This window comes from Microbacterium sp. (assembly GCF_047607225.1).
GTDB lineage: Bacteria > Actinomycetota > Actinomycetes > Actinomycetales > Microbacteriaceae > Microbacterium.
The window spans coordinates 1-26,081 of record NZ_JASGDO010000043.1; the positions used below are offsets into that span (position 1 = coordinate 1).

Here is a 26,081-nt window from a genome sequence, read left to right on the forward strand (position 1 = left end):
CCGCACCCGGACGCGGCCGCGCTGCGCGGGGGCGACGTGCGCGCGGCTTCTCGGAGCCCGGCGCGGGGACCGCCCCGGTGGCGATCTCCGCCACATCCACCGGTCCGGCGTCGGCGTCTCGTCGCAGCGCCTGCACCAGCGCGAGCCCGTGCCGAGTCGACAGAACGACCCGCTGGAACTCGATGGGCGAGCCGCCCTTGTCTGCCAGATCGATGACGACAGCGGGCTTGTTGCGCTGAACGATGACGAAGTCTGAACCTCCGGCCGACGTCCACGTGCCCATCGCCATCACCCGCGGCACGTGCGTTCCCGGTGTCGGAACGCCTCGCAACCACGTCCAGGCGTCGTCGGTCAGCTGAACGCGCTCGATCGAGGCGCGGTCGATCCGCAGGCTGCCCCGGCGGAAGGCGAACGCACGCTCCACCGGAGACAGCACGACCTCGAGCTGCGCCGAGTCGAGCAGCAGAGTCACCATGTGCTCAAGTCTGCCAGCGCCAGGCTGCGCGTTTTCTCACAGAGCCTTAACGATCGCACCACCGCTCGGGAGGAGCGTCGGGGAAGGGATCAGACCGAGAACTCGTCCGTCGCGTGCGGGAGCGGGAACGACGACACCGCCGCAATCAGACCGTCGACCGTCTGCTCGCGCGCGATCACGCTCACGCCCAGACCCGCGCGGCGGGCGTCCTTCGCCGTCCGTGGCCCGATCGCGGCGATCACCGTCTCCTCCGGAATCTCCGGGAACTGCAACTGCACCTGCTCGGCCACCGATCCGCTCGTGACGAGGATCGCGTTGATCCTGCCCGACCGTACATCGGCGGCGATGCGCTCCGTCACGGGCACCCCGACCGTGCGGTACGCCACGACGCTCCGGACGTCGTGTCCGGCCTCCGAGAGCCGGCGAGTGAGCACCGGCTTGGCGATCTCGCTGCGCAGGGTGAGGATGCGGCGCGGCTCCGGCTCCAGGTCGATCAGCTGGCTGGCCATCCCGGCGGCGGAGTTGTCCTCGTCGGGGACGAGGTCGACGCGGTATCCGACGGCGGTCAGCGCGGTTGCGGTGGTCTCCCCGACGGCGGCCACTTTCGTGGAGGCCGGAATCACGGCGCGGTAGGCGTACAGAACGTCGACCGTGGTGGCACTGGTGAGGGTCACCCAGTCGAACGCGCCCGCGGCGAGATCGGCGAGAGCTCCCTCGAGCGTGGCCTGGTCGGTGGACGGGGCGAAGTTGATGAGCGGCGCGATCACGGGCGTCGCGCCCTGGGAGCGCAGGGTGGCGGCCACCGAATCGCCCCAGGGTCCGCCGCGGGGAACGAGCACACGCCACCCCTTCAAGGGTTTCTGCGGCGTGCTCGCCATGCTGTGTGCGTTCATCGTCGACTCTCGTGGTGCGTGGGGTCGGACGCACGAACAGCGCCCGACAATGCGAATCCCCGGACGCTCGGATGCGCGTGCGCTCGGGTGTGCATCGCCGGCAGCATCCGCCTCATTGCCACTGCCTGTAGATGGATACTACCCCCGGCCGTCCGCCGGGGCGTCTCACGACGAGGCGTCACCGCGTGTAGAGGCGCACCAGCCCCCACACCGCGAGGCCGGCCACGGCAGCCGCGCCGACGACGCCGGCGACCGCTCCCCCGGGGTTACGGCGGGCGAACCGACGCGCCCGGACGACGCCCCGGTCGGTGGCCCGGGCGACCCGCTTGGGCACGTTCGCCTTCTCCTCGATGGCAGCCAGCGCCGCCTTCAGCTCGACGCGGGCCTTCTCCACCGGATCGGTGATACCGATCGGCACGGCCGTGCGGGGCAGCGGAAGCTCAGAGCTCATCGAACGACTCCTTCACGATGCGGCGATCGGTGGCGATGGCGCGGGCAGGGTTCTCCGACCGGCTGAGCCGCTTGAAGCGCGCGATGCCGAGGAGAGCGAACACCACGACGCCCAGCAGCGCGATGCCCACGACGATGAGGCTCGCAACCCAGGCCGGGATCCACGACGACAGCCCGATGATCGCGAACGCGCCCAGAGCCGGCAGCGACCAGAACAGGAAGAACAGCGCGACGAGGAACCAGGCACCTCCCATGCCGGCGTTCTTCCCGGCACTGGCGAGCCATTTCTTGGCGGAGTCGATCTCTGCCATCACGAGATTGCGGACGAGCTCGGGAACCTCGCCGAGGAGGGTGAGCAGGCTGTCGTCCGCGCGATCGCGGAACCCGCGGGGTGTGGTCATCTCAGCTCTCCGCGGCCTTCTGGACCTCGTCGGCCACCTCCGCGGCGGCCCGCTTCACTTCAGCGGCGGTCGTCTTCGCGCCGCGGGAGACCTCGTCGGCGGATTCGCGTCCCGCCTTGATCGCCGCGTCGAGCTTCTGCCCGGGCGTCTTCTTGTTCGCGGCGGCGCGCGTGATCTTCACCGCACCGTCCCAGACGGCGCTGGGCAGGGCGAGCGCGGCCGACTTGCCGAGATCGGCCACCTTCTCCACCTGCCGCTGGACCGGGTCGGTGTTCCACACCTTCAGGAAGCCGGCCTTGATCTGCTCGTACCGCTCTCGGCCGGCGCGTGAGCCGAGCACGTAGCCTGCCGCGAGCCCGACGACGATTCCGATCTTGCCCCTCATGGGGTCTCCTCACGTTGGTGGCGGTGATGCGTAGGTCCCTCCAGGGTAACGCCGTATTCCTTCTCCGGCATGACCCCCTTTATCGCAGGGCCCCGTCGTGCTAGGAGGCACCGGCGGGCGATCCGGAGCTGCCGGCGTCATCGACGGCCACGGCGTCGTCGCCCCATAGCGCGGCGCGGCGCACCCGCCCGATCTCGGTGACGGCGTCTTCGACGACGTCACGGAGATCACCGCCCACGATCGCCGCGCCCACGAAGGCGAGAGCGGGCACGGACCGCGAGGCCGCGCGGACGTCGTCTGTGCGTGGACGCTGGTCGAGCTCCCCCCGAGCCGTTCGCACCACGGAGCGATGGACGGCGACCGAGACGGCGTCGGGCGGGACGGGACGGCTCACGGCTTCGGCGAGGGCGTGCAGCGCGTCGGCGATCGCGTCGATCTCCGCCCGCCCCGATCCGGTGAGGACGACGCGCGCGATGCCCTCGGAGGCAGCCGTGCGCGAGTGCTCGGGGACGGCGATCCCCTCGACGAGCACCGCTCCGGCACTCCCCCGAGGGAAGACCTGCTGACCGGGAGCGAGAGGGAGGTCGCCGCGGAGGAGAACGACGTCGTGAGCGGTCGCGGAGGCCAGCGCCGGCAGCTCGATCTCGTCTGACAGAAGACGGCGCGCGTCGGGGGCCCCCGAGGCCATGACGATGACGTCGGCACGGAGCACAGACGTGGACGGATCCGCCGCGACCTCGTCCGCTTCCACGTCTCCCGCCGCGTCACCGGACGCCGCCGCATCGGGAGCGTCGACGAGGATCCGCCAGCGGTCGCCGTCGCGCGCCAGCTCCGTCACCGGAGCGTCACGGCGCACCGGCACCGCGTACGCCGTGAGTGCGTCGACCAGGGCGTCCACGAGGGCCGCGACTCCCCCCTCGAGGGTCTCGCGGGTGCCCTCACGGTCGAGGGCATCGACGGCGCCGGCGAGGGATCCGGTGCGTGTGAGCGCCGTGCCCAGTCCCGGAGCGACCGCTTCCACATCGACTCGGTCGGGCTCGAGACCCAGCACCCCGCGGGTGACGGGAGCCACCATCCGCTCGGCCACGCGGTCACCCATCCGGGCGCGCACGAGCGCGCCGAGGTTGCGCTGATGCCCGATCGTCAACGGCGGTCGCAGTCGGTCGAGGTAGGCGCGCCACACCCCGCGCCATCCGATGATGCACCTGACCGCAGGGTCCCAGGCATTTGCGGGGATCCCGAGCACAGTGGCCGCCGGCAGCAGGTGTACCCCGTCGGCGCCGCTTACCGCACGCACAGGCTCCACCGCGGGAGCCAGACGTGACTCGAGCCCGAGGTCGCGCACCAGTGCCCGCAGCGTCGCCCCTCCGGCGGCGAACGTGTCCACCATGACATCGACCCGCACGCCGTCGAGGTCGACGGATTCCACCTCGCCTCCCAGGCGGTCAGTCGCTTCGAGAAGCGTCACCTCCATGCCGACCTTCGCGCATTCGAGGGCCGCGACGAGTCCCGCGACGGATCCTCCGATCACGACGACACGGGTGCCCTGCGCGCGGGAGATCAGATCGGTGGGATCGGGCATGCCTCCATCCTCCGTCATGGCGATGGCCGGGGCATCCCGCCGCCGCAGGATCGGTGTCACGATGGAGTCATGGCCTTGCACATCACCGGTGACGCCGACGCCGACCGCCTCCTGACCGACGATCCCCTCGCCCTGCTCGTAGGAATGCTCCTGGACCAGCAGATCGCGATGGAGACCGCCTTCACCGGTCCCCGCAAGATCGCCGACCGCACCGGCAGCGGCGACCATCTCGACGCGGCCGCGCTGGCCGGAGCCGATCCCGACGAGCTCGTCGCCGTCTTCCGGGAGACCCCCGCGGTGCACCGGTTCCCGGGATCGATGGCCGCGCGCGTCCAGGCGCTCTGCCAGGCGCTCGTCGACGACTGGGGAGGAGACGCGGCCGCCCTGTGGCGCGATGCCGACGGCCCCACGGTGCTCCGGCGCCTGAAGGCCCTCCCTGGCTTCGGCGACCAGAAGGCCAAGATCTTCCTCGCCCTCCTCGGCAAGCAGTACGGCTTCGCTGGAGACGGATGGCGAGAGGCGTCGGCGCCCTACGGAGAAGAGGGCTCGTTCCGCTCCGTCGCCGACATCGTCTCTCCGGAGTCGCTCACGAAGGTGCGCGAGCACAAGCGCGCGATGAAGGCGGCCGCCAGGGGGGCCTGACCCACCCTCGGGCCTGACCCCTCGACTCCTGGGAGCGCTCTCCCCCGCGCCGCGCTTCGCTCTCGTGACACCGGCTCTTCGCTTGCCCCACGGCACCGTCATGCGCCAGGGTGGACGTGCGCCCGATCGGGCGGAACGTCCCCTCAGGAGCACTGCATGAAACACCGCGCTGCGGCGATCCTCGCCTGCCTGTCCCTCGTCACGGCGGGCGCCATCGTCCTCCCGGCCGGCACCCCGGCCTCGACCGCTGCGGCCCGCGACACCGCTCTGGCTTCGCCCGTGCAGGCGGTCCAGCCGCTGCCCGGCGGAGAGCTGCCGAGCCTCCCCGCCCGGGAGCCGCGTCGGGTGATCCCCACCGGTGCCGCTGAGGGAGACCTGGGGCGTGTGGACGGAGAAGTCGGAAACGGCGCCCTGGCCACCGTGGTCGATGCCTTGACGAAGGACCGCGAGCTGCCGGCTGATCTCGCCGACAAGGTGCGGGTCGACGGTGACCGCGTGCGGGTCGAAGTCACGTTCACCAACGAGACCGCAGCGCGAGCCGCCCTCGACCGCGCGGACGGCACGGACGTCGCCGTGATCACCGACGGCCTGCTGGCGGTCTCGGTTCCCGCCGACGAGATCGCGAACCTGGACGCGGAGTTGGCGGTCGACGGCGTCTCGCTTCCCGCCTTCTCCACGCCGGCGCCGGAGCAGCGCATCGAGATCGTGCCGGCGACGGTGGGATCCAACGGCGGTGACGTCTACTCCAAGACCCAGATGTCGCGGTGGCACCAGCGCGGGCTGAGCGGGCGCGGGATCTCCGTCGGGATCATCGACTACTTCGACCAGTCCACGTGGCGCTCCGCCCAGGCCACGAAGGACGTCCCCGCCGCTGCCGGCACCTTCTGCCAGTGGGGTGGTCGCTCGTGCAGTGTGTTCTCGTCGCCGAGCCCGGATCGCCATGGTGTCGCGGTCGCCGAGGCGATCCACGACATGGCCCCGAACGCGAAGCTCTACCTCGCGACCGTCGCCACGAACGAGGACCTCAAGAAGGCCATCGACTACTTCGCCAAGAAGGGCGTGAAGATCATCAGCCGGTCGCTCGGCGGCTTCTACGACGGCCCGGGCAACGGCACGGGTGCGTCCGCGAAGCTCGTCGACTACGCCGTCAGCAAGGGGATGGCGTGGTTCAACTCCGCGGGGAACTCCGGCGCGTACGCCGTGAGCTCGGGGAGCGACAAGCTGCTCGTCGGCGGCTACTGGCGCGGCGCGTGGCGCGACACGAACAACAACGGCTGGATGGAGTTCGCGCACTATCCTCTCGACGCCAACGGTGCTCCCACGGGCGAGGTCCTCTACTTCGAGACGATGTACGTCTACTGCTCCCCGTACTTCCGGTTGCGGTGGAACGACTGGGGCTCGAGCAAGACCGACTACGACATCTTCCGGATCAATCCCGACGGATCGGCCATGAGCCCGGGCTACTCCCCGAACAAGCAGACGAAGTCCGGCGTCCCGCCGCTGGAACTGCAGAACGGCAGTGACGACTACTTCCGGTGCGACACGAACCCGAGCGAGGACGGCTGGATCGAAGTCGGGATCCGCAAGATCGCCAACGGGAACGGCACGAGCGACGACATCCTCGAACTGGCGGGCAACTCCGCCGACATCCTGTACACCGCCTCCTCGGCGGGGAGCGCGGGCGAGGCCTTCATCGACAGCAAGAACAAGGGCATGGCAGCGGTCGGCGCAGTGGATCCGGTCGAGGGGGTCGCCATCGCCGGATACAGCTCGCAGGGGCCGACCAACGACCGGCGCGTGAAGCCCGAGATCAGCGCCGGCTCCAACTTCACGAGCCGCGCCTATGCGTCTCAGGGCGGTCGCTTCAACGGCACCAGCGCCGCCACGCCGGTGGTGGCCGGGGCCGCGGCCGTCGTGCTGGAGCGCTTCGACGGGATGAAGCCCGCCGCCCTCATCGACTACCTGCGCAAGAACCAGACCGTCGACCGCGGTGTGGCGGGAATCGACAACGTCTTCGGCAGCGGCGAGCTGGTCATGAAGGACCTCGCTGTCGCCCGCTTCACCGCGACACCCGCCCCGAAGATCACCGGAACCCGCGCCGTGGGCTCCAAGCTCACGGTCACCACCAAGTGGACTCCGGCGGTGAAGTCTGCGAGCTACCAGTGGTATCGCGGGTCGAAGGCGATCTCCGGCGCGACGAAGTCGACGTACGTGCTGACCAAGGCCGACGCCGGCAAGAAGATCCGCGTGCTCGTCACCGGCAAGCGGCCCGCGTTCACCGAGGTCAAGAAGTACTCCGGATGGACGATCGCCATCGCGAAGGTCTTCACCAAGAAGCCCGGTCCCAAGGTGACGGGAACGGCGAAGGTCGGCCGTACCCTTACGGCGAAGCCGGGATCATGGTCGCCCAAGCCCAGCAAGATCACCTACCAGTGGAAGGCCAATGGCAAGGCGATCAAGGGCGCGACGAAGAAGACCTACAAGATCAAGTCGGCCGATCGCGGCAAGCGCATCACGGTGACGGTCAAGGTGAGCAAGAAGGGCTACCTGACGACGTCCAAGACGAGCGGCAAGACCGCCAAGGTCAAGCGCTGACCTGAGCGAACGACGGCAACGCCCCTCCGCGCATCGGTCGCGGAGGGGCGTTGCTGTCGTGGCGCACGACCGGACGAGACGAGGGCAACCGCGCCGAGTTTGGCTGTCAACGCGCCCGACGGCGACAGAACTCGTCTGCCCCATCGCACGGATTCGCTCATCGATGCGATGGACGCCCCGCAAGACCGCCGTTCGCAGGCAGGTCGAACTAGCGCCCTCGCTCCCAAGTCAGATCGTGGATCGCGATCACGATTCCGTGCCCTAGCAGGGCCGGAACGAATCCAGCGATCGCAGTTCCCGCCATCGTTCCCACGAACGCGGCGGCAACAGGGAAGCCCACCGCAGCAACGACCAACATCGAGGCGATCGCGGCGCAGCTGAGCACGAGGACGGCGATGACGTAGAGCCAGGCTATCGGCTGAGGCAGGGACGGCCGGTCGCGGCGTGCAGGCGTCGTCATGTCTGATCCTCCGTGGTACCGATGTTCCTTCTCCACACTAACGACTCGCGATCCTCGACCACGTTCGTGGCGGATCAGGCGCCGCGGAGACGCTCGGCGAGGTAGCCCTCGAGGGCGTCGAGGGCGATGCGCTCCTGGGCCATCGTGTCGCGGTCCCGCACCGTGACGGCGTCGTCGTCGAGGGAGTCGAAGTCGATCGTCACGCAGTAGGGCGTGCCGATCTCGTCCTGGCGGCGGTAGCGGCGACCGATCGCGCCGGCGTCGTCGAAGTCGACGTTCCACCCACGGCCGCGCAGGCGGTCGGCGACGTCGCGGGCCAACGGTGACAGCCGCTCGTTGCGCGAGAGCGGCAGGACGCCGACCTTCACCGGGGCCAGCCGCGGGTCGAGGGCGAGCACCGTGCGAGTGTCGGTGCCTCCCTTGGCGTTGGGCACCTCTTCTTCGCGATACGAGTCGACGAGGAACGCCATCATCGAGCGGGTCAGGCCGAAGGACGGCTCGATCACATAGGGGACGTACTTCTCCCCGGAGGCCTGGTCGAAGTAGGTCAGCGACTGGCCGGACGCCTCGATGTGGCTCGACAGGTCGAAGTCGGTGCGGTTGGCGACCCCCATGAGCTCGCCCCACTCCTTGCCGGGGAACCCGAAGCGGTACTCGAAATCGATGGTTCCGGCCGAGTAGTGGGCGCGCTCGTCCTCCGGCACGTCGAACTGGCGCATGTTGGCCGGGTCGATGCCGAGGTCGACGAACCAGTCCCAGCACGCCTGCACCCAGTGGTGGAACCACTGCTCGGCCTCGGCCGGCGGCGTGAAGAACTCGATCTCCATCTGCTCGAACTCGCGCGTACGGAAGATGAAGTTGCCCGGGGTGATCTCGTTGCGGAACGCCTTTCCGACCTGGCCGATGCCGAACGGCGGCTTCTTGCGCGACGCGGTGAGGACGTTGGAGAAGTTGACGAAGATGCCCTGCGCGGTCTCGGGGCGCAGGAAGTACAGGCCCGACTCGTCGTCGACGACGCCGAGGTAGGTCTTGACGAGACCGGAGAAGGCCTTCGGCTCGGTGTACTGCCCCTTCGTGCCGCAGTTCGGGCACGGGACGTCGGCGAGACCGTTCTCCGCGGCGCGACCCTTGCGCGACTCGAAGTCCTCGATCAGGGTGTCGGCGCGGAACCGCTTGTGACAGTGGAGGCACTCCACGAGCGGGTCGGTGAAGGTCGCGACGTGACCGGATGCCTCCCACACGCGCTTGGGGAGGATGACGGACGAGTCGAGGCCCACCATGTCGCCGCGTCCGCGCACGAAGGTCTGCCACCACTGCCGCCGGATGTTCTCCTTGAGCTCGGTTCCCAAGGGACCGTAGTCCCACGCCGATCGCGATCCGCCGTAGATCTCACCGGCCTGGAAGACGAAACCGCGGTGACGGGCGAGGGCGATGACTTTGTCGAGACGGGACTGCTCGGCCACAGGTGGCTCCAAATGGTCGGGGTTCGCGAAGGCGAAAAAAGACGGATGCCGGGAGCACCGGCATCCGTCCAGTCTAGTCGCGGGCGCTGGCCCGAAACGGTCGTCCCGTCAGCTGAGGAACTTGATCGTCAGCGGGTAGCTGTACCACTCGCCACGGTTCGCCTTGACGGCCGCGATGATCGAGAACACGATCGCGAGAATGCCGGCCGCGATGAGGATGAAGAACCCGATGATGAGGATCGAGGTGATGGTTCCCACCAGGTAGGCGATGAGCAGCGTCAGCTGGAAGTTCAGCGCCGTCGCGGTGTGCGCACGCACGAACGGGCCACGGTCCTTGAGGACGAGGTAGCCGATGAGCGCCGGCAGGAAGCTGAAGAAGATACCGCCCACGTGCACGAGGGTCGCCCAGAGCTTCTCGTCGGCGGGGTTCATGGGCTGCGGCGCGGCGTACTGCGGGGCACCGTACTGCGGGGCACCGGGCTGGGGCGGACCGTACGACGGCTGGCCCTGCGGGGCGCCGAACGGCGGCTGGGCCGGCGGGACGGGAGGCTGCTGCGGGGGCTCGGAAGGAGTGGTCACGGCTCCAGCATAGGACCGCGCTCCCTCGCGCGGCACCCCGGTTACCCCGAAATGACGCCGCCGGACGACCCGATCGTCCCCGAGACGAATGCGCCCGACACGATACGGTCGAAGAACCATTGCTTCGCCCCAGGAAGGAACACCGTGGGAGAACTGCTCGCAGCCGGAGGCGCATTCGTGCTGATCGGCATCGGCGTGGTCGCGCTGATCATCGTCCTCATCATCCTGCTGATCGTCGTGCGCGCCTGGTACAAGGTCGCCAAGGCCGACCAGGCGCTGGTGGTCGTCGGTAAGAGCCAGAAGAGCGCGACCGGTGAGTCGTCGCGCATCTCGGTGATCACCGGCGGCGGTGCGCTCGTGAACCCGCTGACCCAGCGCGCCGAGATGATCTCGCTGCGCGCCCGCCAGATCAAGATGGAGCCGACGGCCCAGGCCTCCAACGGCGTCACGGTCAATGTGAGCGGTGTGGCCCTCGTGAAGATCGGCTCGGATCCCGAGTTCGTGCGGCGTGCGGCCGAGCGCTTCTTGTCGCAGGACGGTGCGATCGAGCAGTTCACGACCGAGCAGCTCGAAGGTGCACTGCGCGGAGTGGTCGCGACCCTCACGGTCGAGCAGCTCATGAAGGACCGGCAGAAGCTGTCGGACCAGATCGCCGAGGGCATCAAGAGCGACCTGCTGGCGCAGGGTCTCATCCTCGACTCCTTCCAGATCCAAGGGATCACCGACAAGAACGGCTACATCGACGCCCTCGGTGCGACCGAGGTCGAGCGCGTCCGTCGCGAGGCGGAGGTCGCCCGGATCAACGCGGCGCGTGAGGTGCGCGCGCGGCAGATCGCCACCGACGAGCAGAACCTGGTGGAGCAGACGGCGTTCGACAAGAACTCCGCCGCCGCGGCCGCCGAGGTCGGGCGTGCGCGGGCGGAGGCCGACCAGGCCGAGGCGCTGGCCCGCGCCGAGCGGGAACAGGCGGTGCTCCTCCAGGCCGCCGAGAACAAGCAGGCCCAGCTCGACGCCGACATCAAGAAGGTCGCCGACGCCTCGCTCTACGAGCGGCAGCGCGCCGCCGACGCCGAGGCCTACGCGGAGGTCAAGGCCGCCGAGGCACGCGCTCAGATCGCCGCGCAGGAAGCCGAGGCCACCCGGCTGCGCGCTCAGGCCGAAGCCGACGCGGTGCGCCTGACCGGTGAGGCTCGCGCCCAGGCCATCGAGGCCGAGGCCGAGGCTCTCTCGCGCAACCAGGAGGCACTGCTGGCCCAGCGCGCCCTCGAGGCACTCGTGCCGATGATGACGGAGTTCGCCCGCGGCTTCGACAAGGTGGGCTCCATCACGGTGCTCGGCGGCGAGGGCGCCTCGCGCCACATCGCGGCCGAGTCGGCCTCCGGGATGCGCGCCACCTTCGACGCCGTGGAGGCGGCGACCGGGATCGACCTGCGCCAGATCATCCAGGGCCAGGCGACCGGCCGTGGCGTCGCGCAAGGCATGCAGCAAGAGGCGGCGCCGACGCGCTCACGCTCCCGCGCGCAGAAGTCCGGCGACGCACAGCCGACGCAGGCGCAGGAGAGCGCGCAGGACCAACAGAGCGCCGGAGCGTCCGACGCGGAGGCCGCCCTCGCACGTGCCGAAGAGGCCGGCCGTCAGTTCGCCGCGGGCGGAGAGGCTCCCGCGTCCTGACGTTCTTCTCCGCCCACGACCCGCGCGCCCGCTCCTGAGGCCCGCGGGTCGTGGCGTCTACGGCGGGGGTAGCTCGGGGGACGTCACGCCCGCAGCTCGAACCGCTCCACGGTCGCCGCCTCCACTGCGGCGTGGTCGATCTCGATTCCCAGGCCGTCGCCGGAGGGGACGGTTACGAACCCGTCGTCGAGGGTGATCGGCTCCGCGACGATGTCGTGGTGATAGAACCGCGACGACGCGGACACGTCGCCCGGCAGGGTGAAGCCGGGGAGTGACGCGAGGGCGGCGTTCGCGGCCCGGCCGATGCCGGTCTCGAGCATGCCCCCGCACCACACCGGAACTCCTGCGGCCATGCACCGGTCGTGGATGCGGCGGGCTTCGAGGTAGCCGCCGACGCGACCGGCCTTGATGTTGATGATCGCGGCAGCCCCGAGGGCGAGCGCGTCGGCGGCGGCCTTGTCGGAGACGATCGATTCGTCCAGACACACCGGAGTGTGCAGTCGCGTGGCCAGGCGGGCGTGGTCGACGAGGTCGTCTTCTTGGAGGGGCTGCTCGATGAGAAGCAGGTCGTAGGCATCGAGCGCCGCGAGCGTGTCGGCATCCTCGAGCGTGTACGCGGAGTTGGCGTCGACCTGGAGCGGGATCTCGGGGAAGGCGGCGCGGACGGCCGCCGTCTCGACGACGTCGCGGCCCGGGGCGATCTTGATCTTGATCCGCCGATACCCCTCGTCGAGGTAGCCGCCGACGGCGTCGACGAGCGCCCCCGCATCGGCCTGGATACCCACCGAGACTCCCGCCGGGATCCGGGGCACCACGCCGCCGAGGAATGCGGCCAACGAGCGCCCGGCCGCGCGGAGCGACGCGTCCAGCACGGCGAGCTCCAACCCGGCCTTCACCATCCGGTGCCCGACGAACGGCGCGAGGACCTCAGCCACACGCTCCGGCGTGAGTCGCCGTTCGTTCAAGAGCGCGGGAACGAGGAACCGTCGGGCGACGTCCCAGGCACCTCCCGAGTACTCCGACGAATACAGCGGCGCGTGCTGGGTGACGATCTCGCCCCACCCGTCGCCCGCCGGGGTGCGCACGCGCACGACGATGACCTCCCGCACCGTCTCGGTGCCGAACGACGTCGTGAAGGGCTGGACGAGGGGAAGCTGGAGCACGCGGAGCTCGACGCTCTCGACATCGATGCTCGGAAGCGCGGGGGGTGCCCCGGCCTCGTCGGCTTCGGGCGTGCTCACGCGGTGACGGCGGTGTCGAACGACACCTCGGCCGCGGGCACGACCTGACCGCTGGCCCGCGCCCCGCGCGCGAATGTCCAGTAGAGGTTGGCGTACGCGATCGCCTGCTCGGGGCTGATCGGGCTGCCCCACTCCCGCAGGTCTTCCGTCGTGTGCGCATCGGCGACGAGGGTGACGTCGTAACCGCGGGTGAGCGCGCCGTGGAGCGTCGCGCGGATGCACGCGTCGGTCTGGGCGCCCGTGACCACGAGGCGTCCGACGCCGCGCTCGGCCAGTCGGTCTTCGAGATCGGTGGCCTCGAACGAGTCGCCGAAGCGCTTGTCGACGCGAACCTCGCCATCGGCGGGCTGCAGTTCGTCGACGAGCTGCCATTGCTCGGACCCCCGCTCGAGCTCGGCATGATCCTGCACCCACACGACCGGTGCGCCATCGGCTCGGGCACGATCGACGAGGTCGGCGATCGTGTGTGTGACACGGTCGACCTCGTGATTGCCGGTCACGACGCCCCGCTGCATGTCGATGACGACGAGCGCCGTCTGGTCTCGATCCGAAAAGCCGCTCATGGGACCCTCCCTGCTCACGGCTCAGCCTGCCACGGCCCTCGGACATGCGACAGACTCCGGTTCAACGGTCGGCGCGCGGTCACGACCTGCCGACGTCAACGGTTCCGGCGGTCACCCACGCCGACTCGGGACCTTCAGCGCAGCCCGCGGGTGAGCACGCCGTCGCGCTGCGGCACGAACGTGGCGCGCCGCGGTGACTCCGTCCGCCGGAACGACAACCGCCGCGCGAAGCTCTCCCACAGGTGTCGCATGGCGCCCCTCTCCCCTTGTCTTCATGAGAAGAGACGCGCTCACCGAGCTTCTATGACGCGATTCCGCCCCTCTTCAGCAGGAGCACAGCGGGCGTCATCCAGATACAGGTGTCGAGTGACGCGTGATGTGGTTCGGGAGTCTCACCGCCCCGGCTCCTCTCACGGCGGGTGCGGGGGGGGTTGCATATTAGGCTCGCCGGCATGAGGCAGGGGTGGTCGGCGGTGATAGGGCTGGCCGTGGCGATGTCGTTGTCGGGGTGTGCGGCAGCTCCGGAGGGTGATGCGCTGTATCGAGATGGCGAGAGGCGCTTCCTGGAAACGGCGACGCGGATGCACACGGTGTTGATGGGCATTCACCAGGGCGTGTGGACGGTCGACGAGTACGGGGCGATTCCGCACGGATGCACCATCGGCTTCGGCGGACCGAAGGGTTATGCGTTCTCGTATCGGAGGTCGGTGGACCTGCCGGATATGGATGCGGAGCAGGTGAGCGCCGCGGCAGTGGCGGCGTTGCGCGAGGCGGGGTTCGAGGTGGCGTCGGAGACCTACGGGCCAGGCGGGCGCGCAGAGTGGAGCGTGATCGCCGACGACGAGACCCTGGGCAACGTGGTCGCGACGATCCGTCCGACGGAAGGACGCATCGAGGTGTCTGTGGACAGCTCATGCACACCCGGCAATGCGGGAGGAAATTGGTGGAGCCCCAGCCGATCGTGACGGATCCGCCCCAGGCTCCCTACGGAAACTAGAGCTCAACGGGACAGCACGAACGCGTCAGGGTCGTCGGGGCGAGGCGGCCGCAACCGCGCCGGGAGGGGCCACGGCAGCTCCCACGTGCGGCCGGGGAGATCGATCGCGCCGAAGTCTTCGGCCTTGACGACGATCCGCTCCGGTGTCACTTCGACCAGTCGTACGCGCAGGGGCCGCTCCCCTTCCCCTTCGAGCATCCACGGGTCGGCGAGGTAGGCGATCCCTCGCTCCTCCAGCGCCGCTTCCACCTCCAGCCACTCGGCGGGGTCCCCCACGGGGCGCCCCAGCAGGTCGATCCCCTGCCAGAGGTCTCCGGCCGGGCGGATCCACCCCACGAGCTCGCCGTCTTCGCGACGGTGCGCCGTTCCCGGCGCCGTCACGACAACTCCGCGAAAGCGCGCACGGGGAATGTGCCGAATCCCTCGACCGCGGGAGGGGCCGCTGTGAACCGCGCGCCCCGAGCGGGGAGGGCCGCAAGGCCCGTGAGGTGTTCGACGACGTGGATGCCCGCACCCAGGAGGTCGGAGTGCGCGGGACGGGCGCGTCCGCCTTCGGTGTCGTCGATGTTGAGGGCATCGATGCCGACGAGCACCGCTCCCGAAGCGACGAGAAGGGCGACGGCGTCGTCTGCGAGGTAGGGCGATCCCACGCCGTACTGCGGGGTGCCGAAGTGCCGGTCCCAACCGGTGTGCAGAAGCACGGCCGCTCCTCGGAGGTCGCGGCCCTCGAGGTCGGCGGCACGGATGTCGCGGCGCTCGAGCCCCGTGAGGTCGACGACTTCGGCGGGGAGCCCCACGAGCGTGGCGAGGTCGAGCCCGGCGAGATCGGCGCCGTCCGCGTAGCGGTGGAACGGGGAGTCGAGATAGGTGCCCGTGTTGCCGATCATCGTGATGACGTCCATCGCGAACTCGGTCCCCGGTGCGTAGACCTCACGGGAGGCCTCGCGGGTGAGGTGCGGGGTGATCACGGGGGCGGGGAGGCCGGGGTAGGTGACGAGCCCCGCGCGGATGGGGTGGCTGAGGTCGACGATGCGGCGCTCGCTCGAAGAAGCAGGCATGTTCGCCAGCGTAGGGCCGCCGTGGCCGCCCGCCTTCGCACGTGACGGCGATCGGCAGAAATCCTGCGCCTCGAGGCGGCCCCAAGAACGCGGAGCCGGGTCTTGCTCGGCCGAGCATCAGCGGCGGACGAACAGGTACCCGCGGTCGTCGTCGAATCCACCGACGACGAAGCCGTCGGCCAGGAGCCCCTGGAACGCGTCGCGCACCCGGTAGCGCCACTCCCCCGCCTCGAGCGGATCGGTGCGGCGGAGCGCCTCGATGTCGTGCGGGACGGCGACGGCGGTGACGATGTCCTCCTCGCGCGGCGGAGCGGCCGGGGCGGCGAGCGCCCACGAGATCATGAGGCGGTCGGACTCGTCGCCGCGATTGATGCCGTCGTCCATCGGTCCGTACTGGTCGACGAGGTACTCGGTGACCCTCGCGCCCAGCACCCGCAGGTTGAAGTGCGCATTGCGGGCGACGAGCGGATCGAAGGTCCACGTGATGTGCCCGATGCCCCGGGCGAACGCCCACTCTCGTTGGTGGTTCTTGAGGACCTTGCCTACGCCGCGCCCTTGGTACTCCGGCAGAACCCCGGCGATGTGAGAGTGCATGGTCCGGGCCGCCGGCGGGCCGCAGAACGCGGCCGCGGCTCCGACCATCAGGTCACCGTCGTAGACGCCGGCCACATAGTTGCCGGAGTGCTCGAGCGCGCGGAGGATGTTCGCGGGCATCGTCTCGTGCTCGCCCGGCCAGATCACGTCGAACAGTGCGGCGGCTTCGTGCACGGCTTCCACCGTGCTGAGGACTCTGACCTCGATCTCGTCGGTCACGTGAACAGTGTGGCACCTCTTCGGACGTCGGCACGATCATCCCGCCGGCCCTCACCCGTCTCGTCGCACGGTTCGCCAGCGCCCGCCCGGCTGGGTGAGGCAGACACGATCTCAGTGCTCGTGGGTGTCGTCCGAGAACTTGAACGCCAACCGCCCGTGCGCGAAGCCGCCCCCGGCCCGGATGGCGGTGGCCACCCAGGCGGCCTCAGCGAGCTCACCCTGTGAGGCGCCCGCAGCGACGGCCCGCTCCGTGTGCGCGTCGATGCAATAGACGCATTGCGTCGTGATCCCGACGGCGACGGCGATGAGCTCGCGGAACTTGAGGGGAATCTCGCGTCCCTCGCCGGCGAACACGGCGCCGTCGAACGCGGCGAAGGCTTGCAGGATGTCAGGGGTCTCTGACTTGTACACCTTCGTATAGGTCCGGTCGCGCTCGCGATCGAAGTAGTCGGTCATTCTCTCTCCTGCCTCGGTGATGCCGCTTCTCTCACAGCGTGACGCGTGAGCGATGGCGCGCGTCGGTATGAGACGGGACATGACGATCGAAGTCGCCGTGTTGCATGGGCTCGCTCTGCAGAAATCGCCGCCGCCTACGTTCGCACCATGACACGGACTGAGCAGCGTGACAACGCACGAGGTGCGAAGGCAGGAGCACGAGAGGCGAGAGCAGCGCACCCTGCGGGGACATTTGCGACGGCAGTGTCGGCGGACGACGTCAAGGCTCTGTTCCGCGGTCATCCGGGGGGCGTCGCAGTCATCACCGCCCACGGCGAAGCGGGGCCTGCCGCCCTGACGGCGACGTCGGTCTCGTCGGTCAGCGTGGATCCGCCCTTGCTCGTCTTCTCCCTCTCCTCGCTGTCCTCAGCGTCGCCCGCGATCACCGCTGCCGCGACGATCGTGATCCATCTCCTCGACGCCGACGATCTCGCTCTGGCCCAGCTCGGCGCCACCAGCGGGGTGGACCGGTTCGCCGACCGCGACGCGTGGGTGACCCTGGCCACGGGCGAGCCGGTGTTCCCGCACGTCCGGGCATGGGTACGGTGTGCCGTGGTGAGTCGGATGGATGCCGGCAGCTCGACCGTGATCGCGGCCCACGCCGTCCAGGCCCACGTCAACCGAGACGACATCGCCGACGCCGGAGCGCTGGTCTATCACAACCGCAGCTGGCACAGCCTCGGTGAGCACTCGCGACTGGACTGATCCCACTTCACCTCACGTCTTGGAGACGAGCCGACGCAGCTCGTCTCCAAGGAAGCGCGCGATCGTCGCGGGTCCCGAGCGGGGCGCGACGGCCTCGACGTCCGGGCTGTAGTTGGTGTTGGTGTTGACGTCGTAGGTCACGAGACGGCCGTCGAGCGTCTCGGTGAACTCCACCCCCGCGACCGCGACTCCCGCCGCCGAGAGGAAGTCGCCCAAAGCGCTGATCAGCGGATGGCGCGCGTCGACCTCCTCGCGGAGCTGGAAGAGCGGAGCCGGCTCGGTGCCGTCGGCACCGGGGGCGGCACAGGCCTCCGCCGGGCACAGCTCGAAGCCGCCCGCACTGGTGTCGACGCGGACGGCGTAGACGAGCTCGCCGTTCACGAACTCCGCGCGGGTGATGAACGGTTCCCGCGCCCGGAGGTACTCCTGCACGAGCGTGATGTGGTCCGGAGACGGCTCGAAGTCCGGTCCGCCCACCCACGCCTCGAACTCGTCGTGCGAATCGAAACGCCGGACCCCGAGCCCCTTGCCCCCTTGGTTGTGCTTCGTGATGAAGGGAGCCGGAAAGCCACGGGCCGCCTCGACCAGACCCTCGCGGCCGAGCACGGCCGTCGTACGCGGCACATCGACTCCCGCGCGCCGGAGCGCGGCATGCTGTGCAACCTTGCTGACTTCGAGCTCGAGGACGTCTGCTCCGTTGACGACGAGCCTGCCCCACGACGCGAGCCATCGGAGCACGGCCCGCCCGTACTCTTTCGAGGCGGCATGGTCGCGAGTGTGAGCAGACGCGCTCAGGCGGGACCAGAACACGCCGCGGGGCGGTTCTTCGCCGAGATCGATGGCTTCGTGACCGAGCTCCCACTCGACCAGTGGCACGCCGGCCGCGGCGAACGCCCGCTGAAAGGGCGGGAGCCAATCGGGGTTGTCGTGGATGACGTAGACAGCGGGCTCCGTGGTCATCTCAGCGCGACCCTCCCCAGAGTCGTGCCGTCTCGATGTGCGTGCGGAGCAGGTGCTCACGCGCATCGTCGAGTGCCTGACGCGCGTCCTCGAACGCGCGCCGCGCCTCCTCCAGCCTGTCGCCCACAGGAGTCGGGACGCCTGCGGACAAAGATCCTCGTGTCATCGGGTTCTCCTCCAGTTCGAGGGCTGCGGTCGGCCTCAGCCCTGCGCCACGGAAGCGCGCGACCATCCGAGGGCCGGTGCGACGTACGTCGCCACCGAGGCGAAGACGCGCTTCTTCTGTGCGACCGAGAGTTCAGTGAGCGGCGTCAGGACCACCTCGTCGGCCAAGGGCAACGCGGGGTCGGCGGTCAGCCGCTCGACGATGTCGTCCGGGTCACCGGCGTACAACGGGCTGGCCTGGCCGGGGCCATCGGGCGTGTCGGTGTATCTGCCGTCGTCCGTTACGAGGCGGTCGTAGAAGGCCTTCACCCCGATGAAGGTGTCGCGATCCTCGTCATCGATGACCGGGAGGATGGAGCGTCCCAGCGCCACCCGCGCCGTCCGGTGGGGATGGTGGGCGGCGAACTCGTCTCGATAGCGGTGGATGAGCTCGGCCTGCGTGTGGCCGAGAGTTGGGCCCGTCGCTTCGGAGTGGATCGTCGACAGCACGAGATTCAGCCCCAGCCGGGCCGCTCGGAGCGCGCTGCTGAGCGAACCCGCACCGTAGCCGAGCCGGTGCTCGAGACCGGGGCTCCGCGGGAAGGCATGCAGATCCTCCGGCGCGGTCGCGTAGGGACCGTGAGGGAGCGGAGCGACGCCGTCACCCACAGTCTCCGCGGCAGCGACCCGCCGCCCCTGGAAGGGGCCGTCGCCGAGCGAGTCACCGCGAACGGCCGCGAGGATTCCGGTGAGCTTCTCCTCGACCACCCTCGCGCGCGATTCGGGGGGACCGGCGACGAACCCCGAGCTGAGTCCCAGGTCGAGCCGACCGCCGCTGAGAAGATCGACGGTCGCAGCATCCTCGGCGAAGCGGAGAGGATCCTCCCACCCGATGGGGATGATGCCGGTGGCCAATCGGATGCGGTCGGTGCGCAGTGCGGCGGCGGTGAGGAAGGGAAACGGCGCGGTGAGTGTACGCACGCCGTGATGGATGCGGACGCCTCCGCTGTCGTAGCCGAGTCTCTCCGCGTGCGCGAACAGTTCCAGCCCGTCCTCGAGGGCGGCGCGCGCGTCCTCGTCGCGGTCGTAGTTGAGGAAGACGAGGAATCCCAGGTCGATGCTCACAGCAGCTCCTTACCGTCGTGGTCGATCGCGTGTCGTTCTCCGGCCCGCACCGGAATGCGCAGCGCGTTCTCGGCCGCAGGAAGGGGACAGTTCCACGCGAGGCTGAAGGCGCACGGGAGCAGGGCCGTCTCGTTGAAGTCCAGCGTCACGCTGCCCAGCGACGTCGGGATGCGCAGGACTCGTCCCGCCGCGTAGGTCTCGGGTCCGCTCGTCGCGTCGGTGAACAGCAGGATCAGTCCGTCCTGATCCGGGCCGGGGGCGGTGGCGACGAGGACGTGTTCCTCACCGTCGTGCGCGAACCGCACCTCGGCCACCACCGGTACCTCCACCGGACGCGGATCGCGATGGTGCGAGATCGCCACCGTGCGGCCAGCCGACACAGGTGTGACCAAGCCGCGGACCACCCAGGTCGGGTCGTACGGATAGGCGGAGATCGTCGCGAAGCGCCGCGCCCAGTCCGAGTTCGGGTTCCACACCTGCAGCGCGTACTTCGAGTCGTCGTAGGTGAACACGACGCCCTCGGCGCCGTCACGGAACCGCGCAACTGTCGGGCCATCGGCGGCCCGCGCGAACAGAACCGCCTCGCCGTCGACAGGCGCTCCCCCGATCTCGACTCCTTCGTCCGCGCGCGCGGTGACGACGAGGCCCGGCGTCCCTCCCGGACGCGGCGCCCACGTTCCGGGCGCTCCGGTGACGACGGTGCCGGGCGCGGTCACGAAATCCCCCCACACGAACGCGGCCGGCCCGCGGGGACCGACGGCGGCGAAGGCACGATCGACGATTCGCGATGCGTGGCGGTCGGCGGCAACGGTGAGTGTCATGGCGCGACGCTATCGCCGGGGATGCGGCCGCACGCAGCGGCAGGAACATCAACCGTCATCGAGTGTCACTCGGCGTCACAGGAGGACCTTCAGCCCGTCTCGCTACTGTCCGTAGAGGTCGCGGTAGCTCGGGACGAGGCCCGCAGGTGTCCGGGCCGATGACACCGAGAGGATGGCGTGGACGATCGCCCGGGTGACGACGTCCGCGCCCGCGGTCAGCAGCTGATTGACGGAGTCCGCCCGTCGGTGTTCGGGATGCAGGCCGGGAGCAGGCTCGGGCAGGACAGCGTCGCCGGTGGAGAGCGAGAACACGACGTCTCCATCGCCCAACGTGTGCACCGGACGGACGGCGCGCGCCATGCCGTCGTGGCTGGCGCTGGCCAGACGCGCCAGCTCGGCACGGGTCAGGGCCGCATCGGTCGCCACGACCGCCAGCGTGGTGTTCAGCGGCCGCAGCGCCGGACGACGCCCCGCCTCCTCACCGAGACGGGCCAGCGCACCCTCGTGCTCGTCGATCGTCGGTTGCCGCACGCCGAACTCTCCTTCACCACTCGGCAGCGAGAGCTCCGCGAACGCGCCCCACGGAACGCCCGTGCGCGGGTCGACGGTCGTCCCGTCCGCGTTCACCACGACCAACGCCGCGATGACCGCGCCTCCGGGCAGAACCGCGCTCGCCGCGCCGACTCCCCCTCGCATCTCTCCCGTGATGGCGCCGGCGCCCGCACCGACGCTTCCCTGCTCGGGCGATTCGTCGGCCCGTGGCTCCGCCAGCGCACGCTCTGCCGCCTCCCTGCCCAGGTGCGCATCGGGATGGTTCCCGAAGTCGCCCCCTCGACCGAGATCGAAGATCGCCGCGGCCGGCACGATCGGCACGACGGCCCGCTTCTCCGCGCCGACGCGGAATCCGAGACCCCGCTCACGCAGCGCCGCCATCACTCCCGCGCTGGCCTCCAATCCGTAGGCCGACCCACCGGTGAGGGCGATGGCGTGGATCCGGTCGACGACACCGGTCGGGTCCAGCGCGGCCGTCTCCCGCGTCGCGGCGCCACCGCCACGGACATCCACCGCCGCGCGTGCTCCTCCAGGAACCGCGACGACCGAGACACCGGTGAGCCAGCCCTCGGAGGTGCGCGCTGCGTGACCGAGCCGGACGCCGGGAACGTCCGTGATGGAGTTGCGCGCTCCGGGTCGGATCCCGGCGGTGCCTCCGAGGCGCCAGTCAAGCCCGCTGACGCTGTGCGATGTCGAGGTGGAGGTGCTCACGGATCGTGGTCCCTTCGTAGTGGGTGCGGAACAGTCCGCGCCGGCGGAGCTCTGGAACGACGAGGTCCGTGAACGCGTTCAGGGTGTCAGGGACCCACGGGAAAGAGACGGTGAACCCGTCGACGCCCGCGACGTCCGCGTATCTCTCGATGTGGTCGGCGACGTCTCCGGCCGTGCCCACGACGGCGCCGTCGCCGTCCGCGATCTGCCGGGCGAGGTCGCGGATGGTCAAGCCTTCTCGCGCGGCCTGCCGGTAGATCTCCTCCTGAGCCCCGCGACTTCCGCCGTGACTTCCTCCGTGGCTCGCCGATGCGGGCAGAGGAGGGAGGGGACCGTCGAGCGGCAGTCCGGCGAGGTCGGTACGGGTCCAGTACTCGAGATCCGCGAGGGCGATGCGCGGATCGAGGAGATCACGGACCTTCGCGAACGCTTCGCGCGCCTCGCTGCGGGAGCGCGCGACGACCGCGGACAGTTCCGGGAGGATCTTGACCGCCGCAGGGTCCCTGCCGTGTCCCGTCGCGCGGGAACGGATGTCGTCGACGAAATCACGTGTCTCTTCGACCGGGAGCGCCCGCACGAACACGACGTCGGCGATCCGCGCAGCGAGATCTCGCCCTGCCGGTGAAGAGCCCGCCTGCGCGATGACGGGCCCCCCTTCCCCCCACGCGTCGCGCACGCGGTCGGCGACCGAGCCCGCGTGCGCGTACCGGTCCGCGTGGGCGAGATGACCCGCGTGGCCGAAGTTGCGGGCCTCCGCGTCATTCAGGCTGGTGACGACGTTCCAGCCCGCCCGGCCTTCCGACAGAGCGTGCAGCGAACCGAAGTCGTCCGCGATCGCCGCGGCCGACGCGAACGACGTGGACGCCGTGCCTATGAGACCGATCCGTTCCGTGACCGCCGACAACGCCGCCAGCAGAGTGGTCGGCTCGAACGTGTCGTTGACGACCGCGACCCGATCGAGCACATCCGGGCTCACGTCGGGTAGGCCGACCAGGTCGGGGATGAACACCGCGTCGAGCCCCGCGGCCTCCAGCCGCCGCACCTGCTCGGAGACGAAGGCGAAGTCGACCCCGGCTCGATCGGCCGACGACGGGTGCCGCCAGCCGCTCGGATACTCGCCGGCGGGCTTGAGGAATCCGACGAAGTGGAGGGGACGCGTCATCGTGTCGCCGCGCCGACGCCCAGCCGTCGTGAGACCGGCCGGGCGAGGCCGAGGTGCTCGCGGAGGGTCGCCCCGGTGTAGTGCTCCCGGAAGAGCCCCCGTCGACGCAGCTCGGGGACCACCAGGTCGACGAACGCGTCGAGCGTTCCGGGCAGCGCGGGGAACGACACGTTGAAGCCATCGGCTGCCCCGGCCTCGAACCACTCCTGGATGTGGTCGGCGACCTCGGCCGGGGTGCCGACGACGGTGTGCTCGGTCCGCAGTCGCCGCTCCACGAACTGGCGGATCGTGAGCTGCTCCCGCCGCGCGGTCTCGTAGATCCGCTCCTGCGTGCTGTGGGACTGGTTGCTCTGCGGGAACTGCGGCAGAGGCCCGTCGTAGTCGTACCCGGTGAGATCGACGCCTCCGAGCCAGTACTCGAGGTCTCCGAACGCGACGCGGGGATGCAGGAGGTCGGTGATGCGCGAGAACTGGTCCTCCGCTTCGGCACGGGTGGGGGCGACCACGACCGACAGCCCCGGGAACAGCAGGATGTCGCTGCGGTCTCGCCCCGCATCCTCCGCGCGGCGCCGCAGGTCGTCGGCGTACTCGACCGCATCCTCCAGGCGCGCCGCACCGGAGAAGATGAGCTCGCCATGCCGGCCGGCCACGTCTCGACCGGCCGGGGATGCGCCGGCCTGCGCGATGACGGGACGCCCCTGCACGGGCCGAGCGATGTTGAGCGGACCGGCCACGCGGAAGAACTCGCCGGCGTGGCCCAGCCGGTGGATGGCGTCTTCGCGGAAGGCGCGGCCGCTGCCGACATCCCACCGGAACGCGTCGTCGTCGAAGCTGTCCCAGAGGCCGTAGACGACCTCGAGGAACTCGTCGGCCCGCCGGTAGCGGTCACCGTGGGCGAGGTGGGCGGCCGCGCCGTAGTTTCGCGCCTCGGCGTCGATGAGACTCGTGACGACGTTCCAGCCCGCGCGCCCCCGAGACAGGTGGTCTAGAGAAGCGAAAGCGCGTGCCAACGTGTAGGGCTGGTTGTACGTGCTCGACGCCGTGCCCACGAGTCCGATGCGCGTGGTCACCGCGGCGAGCGCCGACAAGACGGTGAGCGGCTCCAGACTGTCGTTGACCGTGGCGACTCTCTCGATCACGTCGGGGTGACTGTCGGGAACGGCGAGGAGATCGGCGATGAAGATCGCGTCGAACGCGGCCCCCTCGAGCTTTCGCGCCTGAGCCGCGATGAAGGGGAAGTCGACCCCGGCCGTGGCGGGGGCGTCGGAGTGCCGCCACCCGCCGAGAGACCCGCCCGCGGCGGAGTAGATGGCGTTGAGGTGCAGCTGACGGGTCATGCCGTCACCCCCGCGAAGTCGGCGATGGTCAGGTCGGGACGAGGCAGTCCGAGCGTGTCGCGGAGCGTGGCGCCGTAGTGAGGTCGCCAGATGCCGCGCCGTTCGAGTTCGGGCAGCACGTCTTCGAGGAACGCGTCGGCGCCGCCGGGCAGATACGGGAAAGCGAGGTTGAATCCGTCGGCGACGCCGGCCTCGAACCACTCCTGGATGTGGTCGGCGATCTCGTCCGGCGTGCCGACGATGCCGCCTCCGGCCCAGCGCAGAGCGAGCTGGCGGAGGGTGAGTCCTTCTTCCCGGGCCAGCGCGACGATGCCGTCGGCACGACTGCGCGATCGGTTCGACTCCGGCAGCTCCGGGAGCGGCGCGTCGAGATCGAAGCCGCTGAAGTCGACGTCGCCGACGTTGTCCTGGATGACGCGGCGCAGCACGTCCTCGTGGAGCAGCGCGTTGAGCTCGTCACGCAGTCTCGCCGCCTCTTCGTGCGTCGAGCCGATGATCGGTGACAACCCCGGCCACACGCGCACGTCGGCCGGTGCGCGGCCCACGGCGCGGAGCGCGTCGTCGAGTCCCTCCCGGTATCGCCGTGCCTCCTCGAGGGTCCGTGGTGCGGCGAAGATCACCTCTCCCACTCGGGCGGCGAATGCCCGACCCGTCTCGGAGGCGCCCGCCTGGAAGATCACCGGGTGTCCCTGCGGCGGACGGGAGATGTTGAGCGGCCCGGCCGTCGACACGTGCTCACCCCGGAAGTCGAGCGCGCGACGTCCGGCGCGGTCGACGTAGATGCCCGACACCTTGTCGCGGGGGAATGCGTCGTCGGCGACCGTGTCCCACAGCCCGGTGACGGCATCCACGAACTCCTCGGCACGGGCATAGCGCTCGGCGTGCCCGTAGTGAGCATCGCGGCCGAAGTTGCCCGCTTCGAGGGGCACGACGCTCGTGACGACGTTCCAGCCGGCGCGCCCGTGGGAGATGTGGTCGAGTGAGGCGAACTTGCGCGCGATGGTGAACGGCTCGTTGTAGCTCGTGGTCGCGGTGGCGACGAGTCCGATGCGCTCAGTCACCGCGGCGAGCGCCGACAGCAGGGTGAGCGGTTCGAAGTAGCTCGCACGCGTGGTGCGGCTGAGGGAGTCCAGGTGCTCCCCCCACACGCTCACCACATCGGCGACGAAGAGAGCGCTCAGTCCCGCGCGTTCGTACTGTTGGGCGAGCCGTATCGCCTCGGCGACGTCGAGTTCCTTGCCGGCGTTGCCGCCGCCTCGCTCGGGTCCGACCCGCCACCCGGCGAGATGATGTCCGGACGTTCCGAACAGCACGCCGAAATCGAGGCTGCGCGTGGGCGTATCGGTCATGTGAGTACTCCGTTCGTGGCGGGCTGGGCGGCAAGGGCCGGCCGGATGTCGGCGGCGATGACCTCGAGGATGCGGATGGCCTCGGGGATGGACGTCGAGGCGGATTGGACGGCGAAGACGTAGTCGGTCGCGACGTCGAACGACGGATCCGCCTGTACGGAAGCGACGATGTCGCCCGGAGTGCCGTAGTGGACGACGAGCGCCTCCAGCACTGCGTGGGGGTTCTCCGCCACGCGTTCCTTCACGGCGGGATCCGAGATGAAGCGGGCGACGTCGGGCCAGAGCGCGGCGGCACGCTCATCGCGTCCTGCGCCGGGGAACGCTCCTCGGAATGCACCGATCCGTGGCGAGGCGTCGGGGCGGAGGGCAGCCAGGTAGGCGTCGGCGAGCGCGCGCTGAGCGCCGGCGTCACCGACCCCGAGGAGCAGGCCACGGCCGGCGCGCGCCGTGGC

28 protein-coding genes and 1 pseudogene are annotated in these 26,081 nt (G+C 70.0%); 5 read left to right on the forward strand and 24 right to left on the reverse strand.

Features of this window, described 5'->3' with window-relative positions:
• The 6 genes from QM591_RS07760 to QM591_RS07785 form a co-directional block, all read right to left on the reverse strand.
• Positions 1–475, reverse strand: a 475-nt coding sequence (locus tag QM591_RS07760; protein WP_415131249.1) for a hypothetical protein, incomplete at its 3' end; no start/stop codon positions are given.
• A gap of 89 nt (positions 476–564) precedes the next feature.
• Entirely contained in the window at positions 565–1,368 is an 804-nt protein-coding gene (locus tag QM591_RS07765; protein WP_415131251.1) for a uroporphyrinogen-III synthase, read from the reverse strand.
• A gap of 178 nt (positions 1,369–1,546) precedes the next feature.
• Positions 1,547–1,819, reverse strand: coding sequence for a hypothetical protein (locus QM591_RS07770; protein ID WP_067166226.1), 273 nt, complete (start codon positions 1,817–1,819; stop codon positions 1,547–1,549).
• On the reverse strand, positions 1,809–2,219 hold the full coding sequence (locus QM591_RS07775) for a phage holin family protein (RefSeq protein ID WP_415131253.1): 411 nt from the start codon (positions 2,217–2,219) through the stop codon (positions 1,809–1,811). The genes QM591_RS07770 and QM591_RS07775 overlap by 11 nt, the downstream gene beginning before the upstream one ends.
• Before the next feature lies 1 nt (position 2,220).
• Positions 2,221–2,604 carry a hypothetical protein gene (locus tag QM591_RS07780; protein WP_415131255.1) on the reverse strand — a complete coding sequence of 128 codons (384 nt, stop codon included), beginning with the start codon at positions 2,602–2,604 and terminating at the stop codon, positions 2,221–2,223.
• 100 nt (positions 2,605–2,704) lie between these two features.
• The gene (locus QM591_RS07785; RefSeq protein ID WP_415131257.1) at positions 2,705–4,186 is read right to left on the reverse strand and encodes a protoporphyrinogen/coproporphyrinogen oxidase; all 1,482 of its coding nucleotides are present in this window, start codon (positions 4,184–4,186) and stop codon (positions 2,705–2,707) included.
• 69 nt (positions 4,187–4,255) lie between these two features.
• Between QM591_RS07785 and QM591_RS07790 the strand changes: the two genes are divergently transcribed.
• Together QM591_RS07790 and QM591_RS07795 are read left to right on the forward strand one after the other, a co-directional pair.
• The gene (locus tag QM591_RS07790) at positions 4,256–4,828 is read left to right on the forward strand and encodes an HhH-GPD-type base excision DNA repair protein (protein ID WP_415131259.1); all 573 of its coding nucleotides are present in this window, start codon (positions 4,256–4,258) and stop codon (positions 4,826–4,828) included.
• 156 nt (positions 4,829–4,984) lie between these two features.
• Positions 4,985–7,423 carry a S8 family serine peptidase gene (locus QM591_RS07795; protein ID WP_415131261.1) on the forward strand — a complete coding sequence of 813 codons (2,439 nt, stop codon included), beginning with the start codon at positions 4,985–4,987 and terminating at the stop codon, positions 7,421–7,423.
• 208 nt (positions 7,424–7,631) lie between these two features.
• Here the strand turns inward: QM591_RS07795 and QM591_RS07800 are convergent, their stop codons facing one another.
• The 3 genes from QM591_RS07800 to QM591_RS07810 all read right to left on the reverse strand — a co-directional run bounded on the left by QM591_RS07800 (position 7,632) and on the right by QM591_RS07810 (position 9,925).
• Positions 7,632–7,883 carry a hypothetical protein gene (locus tag QM591_RS07800; RefSeq protein ID WP_415131263.1) on the reverse strand — a complete coding sequence of 84 codons (252 nt, stop codon included), beginning with the start codon at positions 7,881–7,883 and terminating at the stop codon, positions 7,632–7,634.
• 74 nt (positions 7,884–7,957) lie between these two features.
• On the reverse strand, positions 7,958–9,346 hold the full coding sequence (locus QM591_RS07805) for a glycine--tRNA ligase (protein ID WP_415131265.1): 1,389 nt from the start codon (positions 9,344–9,346) through the stop codon (positions 7,958–7,960).
• A gap of 108 nt (positions 9,347–9,454) precedes the next feature.
• Positions 9,455–9,925, reverse strand: a complete 471-nt coding sequence (locus QM591_RS07810) for a DUF4870 domain-containing protein (RefSeq protein ID WP_415131267.1) — start codon at positions 9,923–9,925, stop codon at positions 9,455–9,457.
• 177 nt (positions 9,926–10,102) lie between these two features.
• Here QM591_RS07810 and QM591_RS07815 point away from each other — a divergent pair, with 177 nt between their 5' ends.
• Complete coding sequence (locus QM591_RS07815) at positions 10,103–11,596, forward strand: SPFH domain-containing protein (protein WP_415131318.1); 1,494 nt, start codon at positions 10,103–10,105, stop codon at positions 11,594–11,596.
• Between the two features lie 83 nt (positions 11,597–11,679).
• On the opposite strand, the gene menC is transcribed toward QM591_RS07815, so the two are convergent.
• Together menC and QM591_RS07825 are read right to left on the reverse strand one after the other, a co-directional pair.
• On the reverse strand, positions 11,680–12,786 hold the full coding sequence (gene menC, locus QM591_RS07820) for an o-succinylbenzoate synthase (protein WP_415131320.1): 1,107 nt from the start codon (positions 12,784–12,786) through the stop codon (positions 11,680–11,682).
• A gap of 47 nt (positions 12,787–12,833) precedes the next feature.
• Positions 12,834–13,400 (reverse strand): cysteine hydrolase family protein, encoded by a 567-nt coding sequence (locus tag QM591_RS07825; protein ID WP_415131269.1) that lies wholly within the window; start codon positions 13,398–13,400, stop codon positions 12,834–12,836.
• Positions 13,401–13,981: 581 nt separating this feature from the next.
• On the opposite strand from QM591_RS07825, the gene QM591_RS07830 reads away from it, so the two are divergent.
• Complete coding sequence (locus QM591_RS07830; protein WP_415131271.1) at positions 13,982–14,365, forward strand: hypothetical protein; 384 nt, start codon at positions 13,982–13,984, stop codon at positions 14,363–14,365.
• Between the two features lie 35 nt (positions 14,366–14,400).
• Here QM591_RS07830 and QM591_RS07835 read toward each other — a convergent pair whose 3' ends face one another.
• From QM591_RS07835 to QM591_RS07850, 4 genes are all read right to left on the reverse strand, one after another.
• Entirely contained in the window at positions 14,401–14,778 is a 378-nt protein-coding gene (locus tag QM591_RS07835; protein WP_415131273.1) for a hypothetical protein, read from the reverse strand.
• Entirely contained in the window at positions 14,775–15,455 is a 681-nt protein-coding gene (locus QM591_RS07840) for a cyclase family protein (protein ID WP_415131274.1), read from the reverse strand. Before QM591_RS07840 ends, QM591_RS07835 begins: the two co-directional genes overlap by 4 nt.
• Positions 15,456–15,572: 117 nt before the next feature.
• Positions 15,573–16,268, reverse strand: coding sequence for a GNAT family N-acetyltransferase (locus QM591_RS07845; RefSeq protein WP_415131276.1), 696 nt, complete (start codon positions 16,266–16,268; stop codon positions 15,573–15,575).
• Positions 16,269–16,379: 111 nt separating this feature from the next.
• A complete protein-coding gene (locus QM591_RS07850) occupies positions 16,380–16,724 on the reverse strand; it encodes a carboxymuconolactone decarboxylase family protein (protein WP_415131278.1) in 345 nt (114 codons plus the stop codon).
• A 147-nt stretch (positions 16,725–16,871) separates the two neighbouring features.
• Between QM591_RS07850 and QM591_RS07855 the strand changes: the two genes are divergently transcribed.
• A complete protein-coding gene (locus QM591_RS07855) occupies positions 16,872–17,468 on the forward strand; it encodes a flavin reductase family protein (protein ID WP_415131280.1) in 597 nt (198 codons plus the stop codon).
• A gap of 12 nt (positions 17,469–17,480) precedes the next feature.
• Here the strand turns inward: QM591_RS07855 and QM591_RS07860 are convergent, their stop codons facing one another.
• From QM591_RS07860 to QM591_RS07900, 9 genes and pseudogenes are all read right to left on the reverse strand, one after another.
• Positions 17,481–18,428 (reverse strand): ATP-grasp domain-containing protein, encoded by a 948-nt coding sequence (locus QM591_RS07860; protein WP_415131282.1) that lies wholly within the window; start codon positions 18,426–18,428, stop codon positions 17,481–17,483.
• Between the two features lies 1 nt (position 18,429).
• Complete coding sequence (locus QM591_RS07865) at positions 18,430–18,594, reverse strand: hypothetical protein (RefSeq protein ID WP_415131284.1); 165 nt, start codon at positions 18,592–18,594, stop codon at positions 18,430–18,432.
• A gap of 35 nt (positions 18,595–18,629) precedes the next feature.
• Positions 18,630–19,697 (reverse strand): LLM class flavin-dependent oxidoreductase, encoded by a 1,068-nt coding sequence (locus QM591_RS07870; RefSeq protein WP_415131286.1) that lies wholly within the window; start codon positions 19,695–19,697, stop codon positions 18,630–18,632.
• Complete coding sequence (locus tag QM591_RS07875; protein WP_415131288.1) at positions 19,694–20,518, reverse strand: DUF1684 domain-containing protein; 825 nt, start codon at positions 20,516–20,518, stop codon at positions 19,694–19,696. The genes QM591_RS07870 and QM591_RS07875 overlap by 4 nt, the downstream gene beginning before the upstream one ends.
• A 102-nt stretch (positions 20,519–20,620) precedes the next feature.
• The gene (locus QM591_RS07880; protein ID WP_415131292.1) at positions 20,621–21,781 is read right to left on the reverse strand and encodes a P1 family peptidase; all 1,161 of its coding nucleotides are present in this window, start codon (positions 21,779–21,781) and stop codon (positions 20,621–20,623) included.
• Complete coding sequence (locus QM591_RS07885; RefSeq protein WP_415131312.1) at positions 21,738–22,943, reverse strand: LLM class flavin-dependent oxidoreductase; 1,206 nt, start codon at positions 22,941–22,943, stop codon at positions 21,738–21,740. Before QM591_RS07885 ends, QM591_RS07880 begins: the two co-directional genes overlap by 44 nt.
• On the reverse strand, positions 22,940–24,280 hold the full coding sequence (locus QM591_RS07890; RefSeq protein ID WP_415131314.1) for an LLM class flavin-dependent oxidoreductase: 1,341 nt from the start codon (positions 24,278–24,280) through the stop codon (positions 22,940–22,942). Before QM591_RS07890 ends, QM591_RS07885 begins: the two co-directional genes overlap by 4 nt.
• Positions 24,277–25,629, reverse strand: a complete 1,353-nt coding sequence (locus QM591_RS07895) for an LLM class flavin-dependent oxidoreductase (protein ID WP_415131316.1) — start codon at positions 25,627–25,629, stop codon at positions 24,277–24,279. Before QM591_RS07895 ends, QM591_RS07890 begins: the two co-directional genes overlap by 4 nt.
• A pseudogene (locus tag QM591_RS07900) lies at positions 25,626–26,081 on the reverse strand (hypothetical protein); the annotation flags it as partial. The pseudogene QM591_RS07900 and the gene QM591_RS07895, both read right to left, overlap by 4 nt.

Excerpts from the sequence above, each read along its gene's own strand:
- QM591_RS07765 (WP_415131251.1), bottom strand. The coding sequence starts at position 1,368 with ATGAACGCACACAGCATGGCGAGCACGCCGCAGAAACCCTTGAAGGGG.
- QM591_RS07770 (WP_067166226.1), bottom strand. The coding sequence starts at position 1,819 with ATGAGCTCTGAGCTTCCGCTGCCCCGCACGGCCGTGCCGATCGGTATC.
- QM591_RS07775 (WP_415131253.1), bottom strand. The coding sequence starts at position 2,219 with ATGACCACACCCCGCGGGTTCCGCGATCGCGCGGACGACAGCCTGCTC.
- QM591_RS07780 (WP_415131255.1), bottom strand. The coding sequence starts at position 2,604 with ATGAGGGGCAAGATCGGAATCGTCGTCGGGCTCGCGGCAGGCTACGTG.
- QM591_RS07785 (WP_415131257.1), bottom strand. The coding sequence starts at position 4,186 with ATGCCCGATCCCACCGATCTGATCTCCCGCGCGCAGGGCACCCGTGTC.
- QM591_RS07790 (WP_415131259.1), top strand. The coding sequence starts at position 4,256 with ATGGCCTTGCACATCACCGGTGACGCCGACGCCGACCGCCTCCTGACC.
- QM591_RS07795 (WP_415131261.1), top strand. The coding sequence starts at position 4,985 with ATGAAACACCGCGCTGCGGCGATCCTCGCCTGCCTGTCCCTCGTCACG.
- QM591_RS07800 (WP_415131263.1), bottom strand. The coding sequence starts at position 7,883 with ATGACGACGCCTGCACGCCGCGACCGGCCGTCCCTGCCTCAGCCGATA.
- QM591_RS07825 (WP_415131269.1), bottom strand. The coding sequence starts at position 13,400 with ATGAGCGGCTTTTCGGATCGAGACCAGACGGCGCTCGTCGTCATCGAC.
- QM591_RS07830 (WP_415131271.1), top strand. The coding sequence starts at position 13,982 with ATGCACACGGTGTTGATGGGCATTCACCAGGGCGTGTGGACGGTCGAC.
- QM591_RS07840 (WP_415131274.1), bottom strand. The coding sequence starts at position 15,455 with ATGCCTGCTTCTTCGAGCGAGCGCCGCATCGTCGACCTCAGCCACCCC.
- QM591_RS07850 (WP_415131278.1), bottom strand. The coding sequence starts at position 16,724 with ATGACCGACTACTTCGATCGCGAGCGCGACCGGACCTATACGAAGGTG.
- QM591_RS07855 (WP_415131280.1), top strand. The coding sequence starts at position 16,872 with ATGACACGGACTGAGCAGCGTGACAACGCACGAGGTGCGAAGGCAGGA.
- QM591_RS07860 (WP_415131282.1), bottom strand. The coding sequence starts at position 18,428 with ATGACCACGGAGCCCGCTGTCTACGTCATCCACGACAACCCCGATTGG.
- QM591_RS07865 (WP_415131284.1), bottom strand. The coding sequence starts at position 18,594 with ATGACACGAGGATCTTTGTCCGCAGGCGTCCCGACTCCTGTGGGCGAC.
- QM591_RS07875 (WP_415131288.1), bottom strand. The coding sequence starts at position 20,518 with ATGACACTCACCGTTGCCGCCGACCGCCACGCATCGCGAATCGTCGAT.
- QM591_RS07885 (WP_415131312.1), bottom strand. The coding sequence starts at position 22,943 with ATGACGCGTCCCCTCCACTTCGTCGGATTCCTCAAGCCCGCCGGCGAG.
- QM591_RS07890 (WP_415131314.1), bottom strand. The coding sequence starts at position 24,280 with ATGACCCGTCAGCTGCACCTCAACGCCATCTACTCCGCCGCGGGCGGG.
- QM591_RS07895 (WP_415131316.1), bottom strand. The coding sequence starts at position 25,629 with ATGACCGATACGCCCACGCGCAGCCTCGATTTCGGCGTGCTGTTCGGA.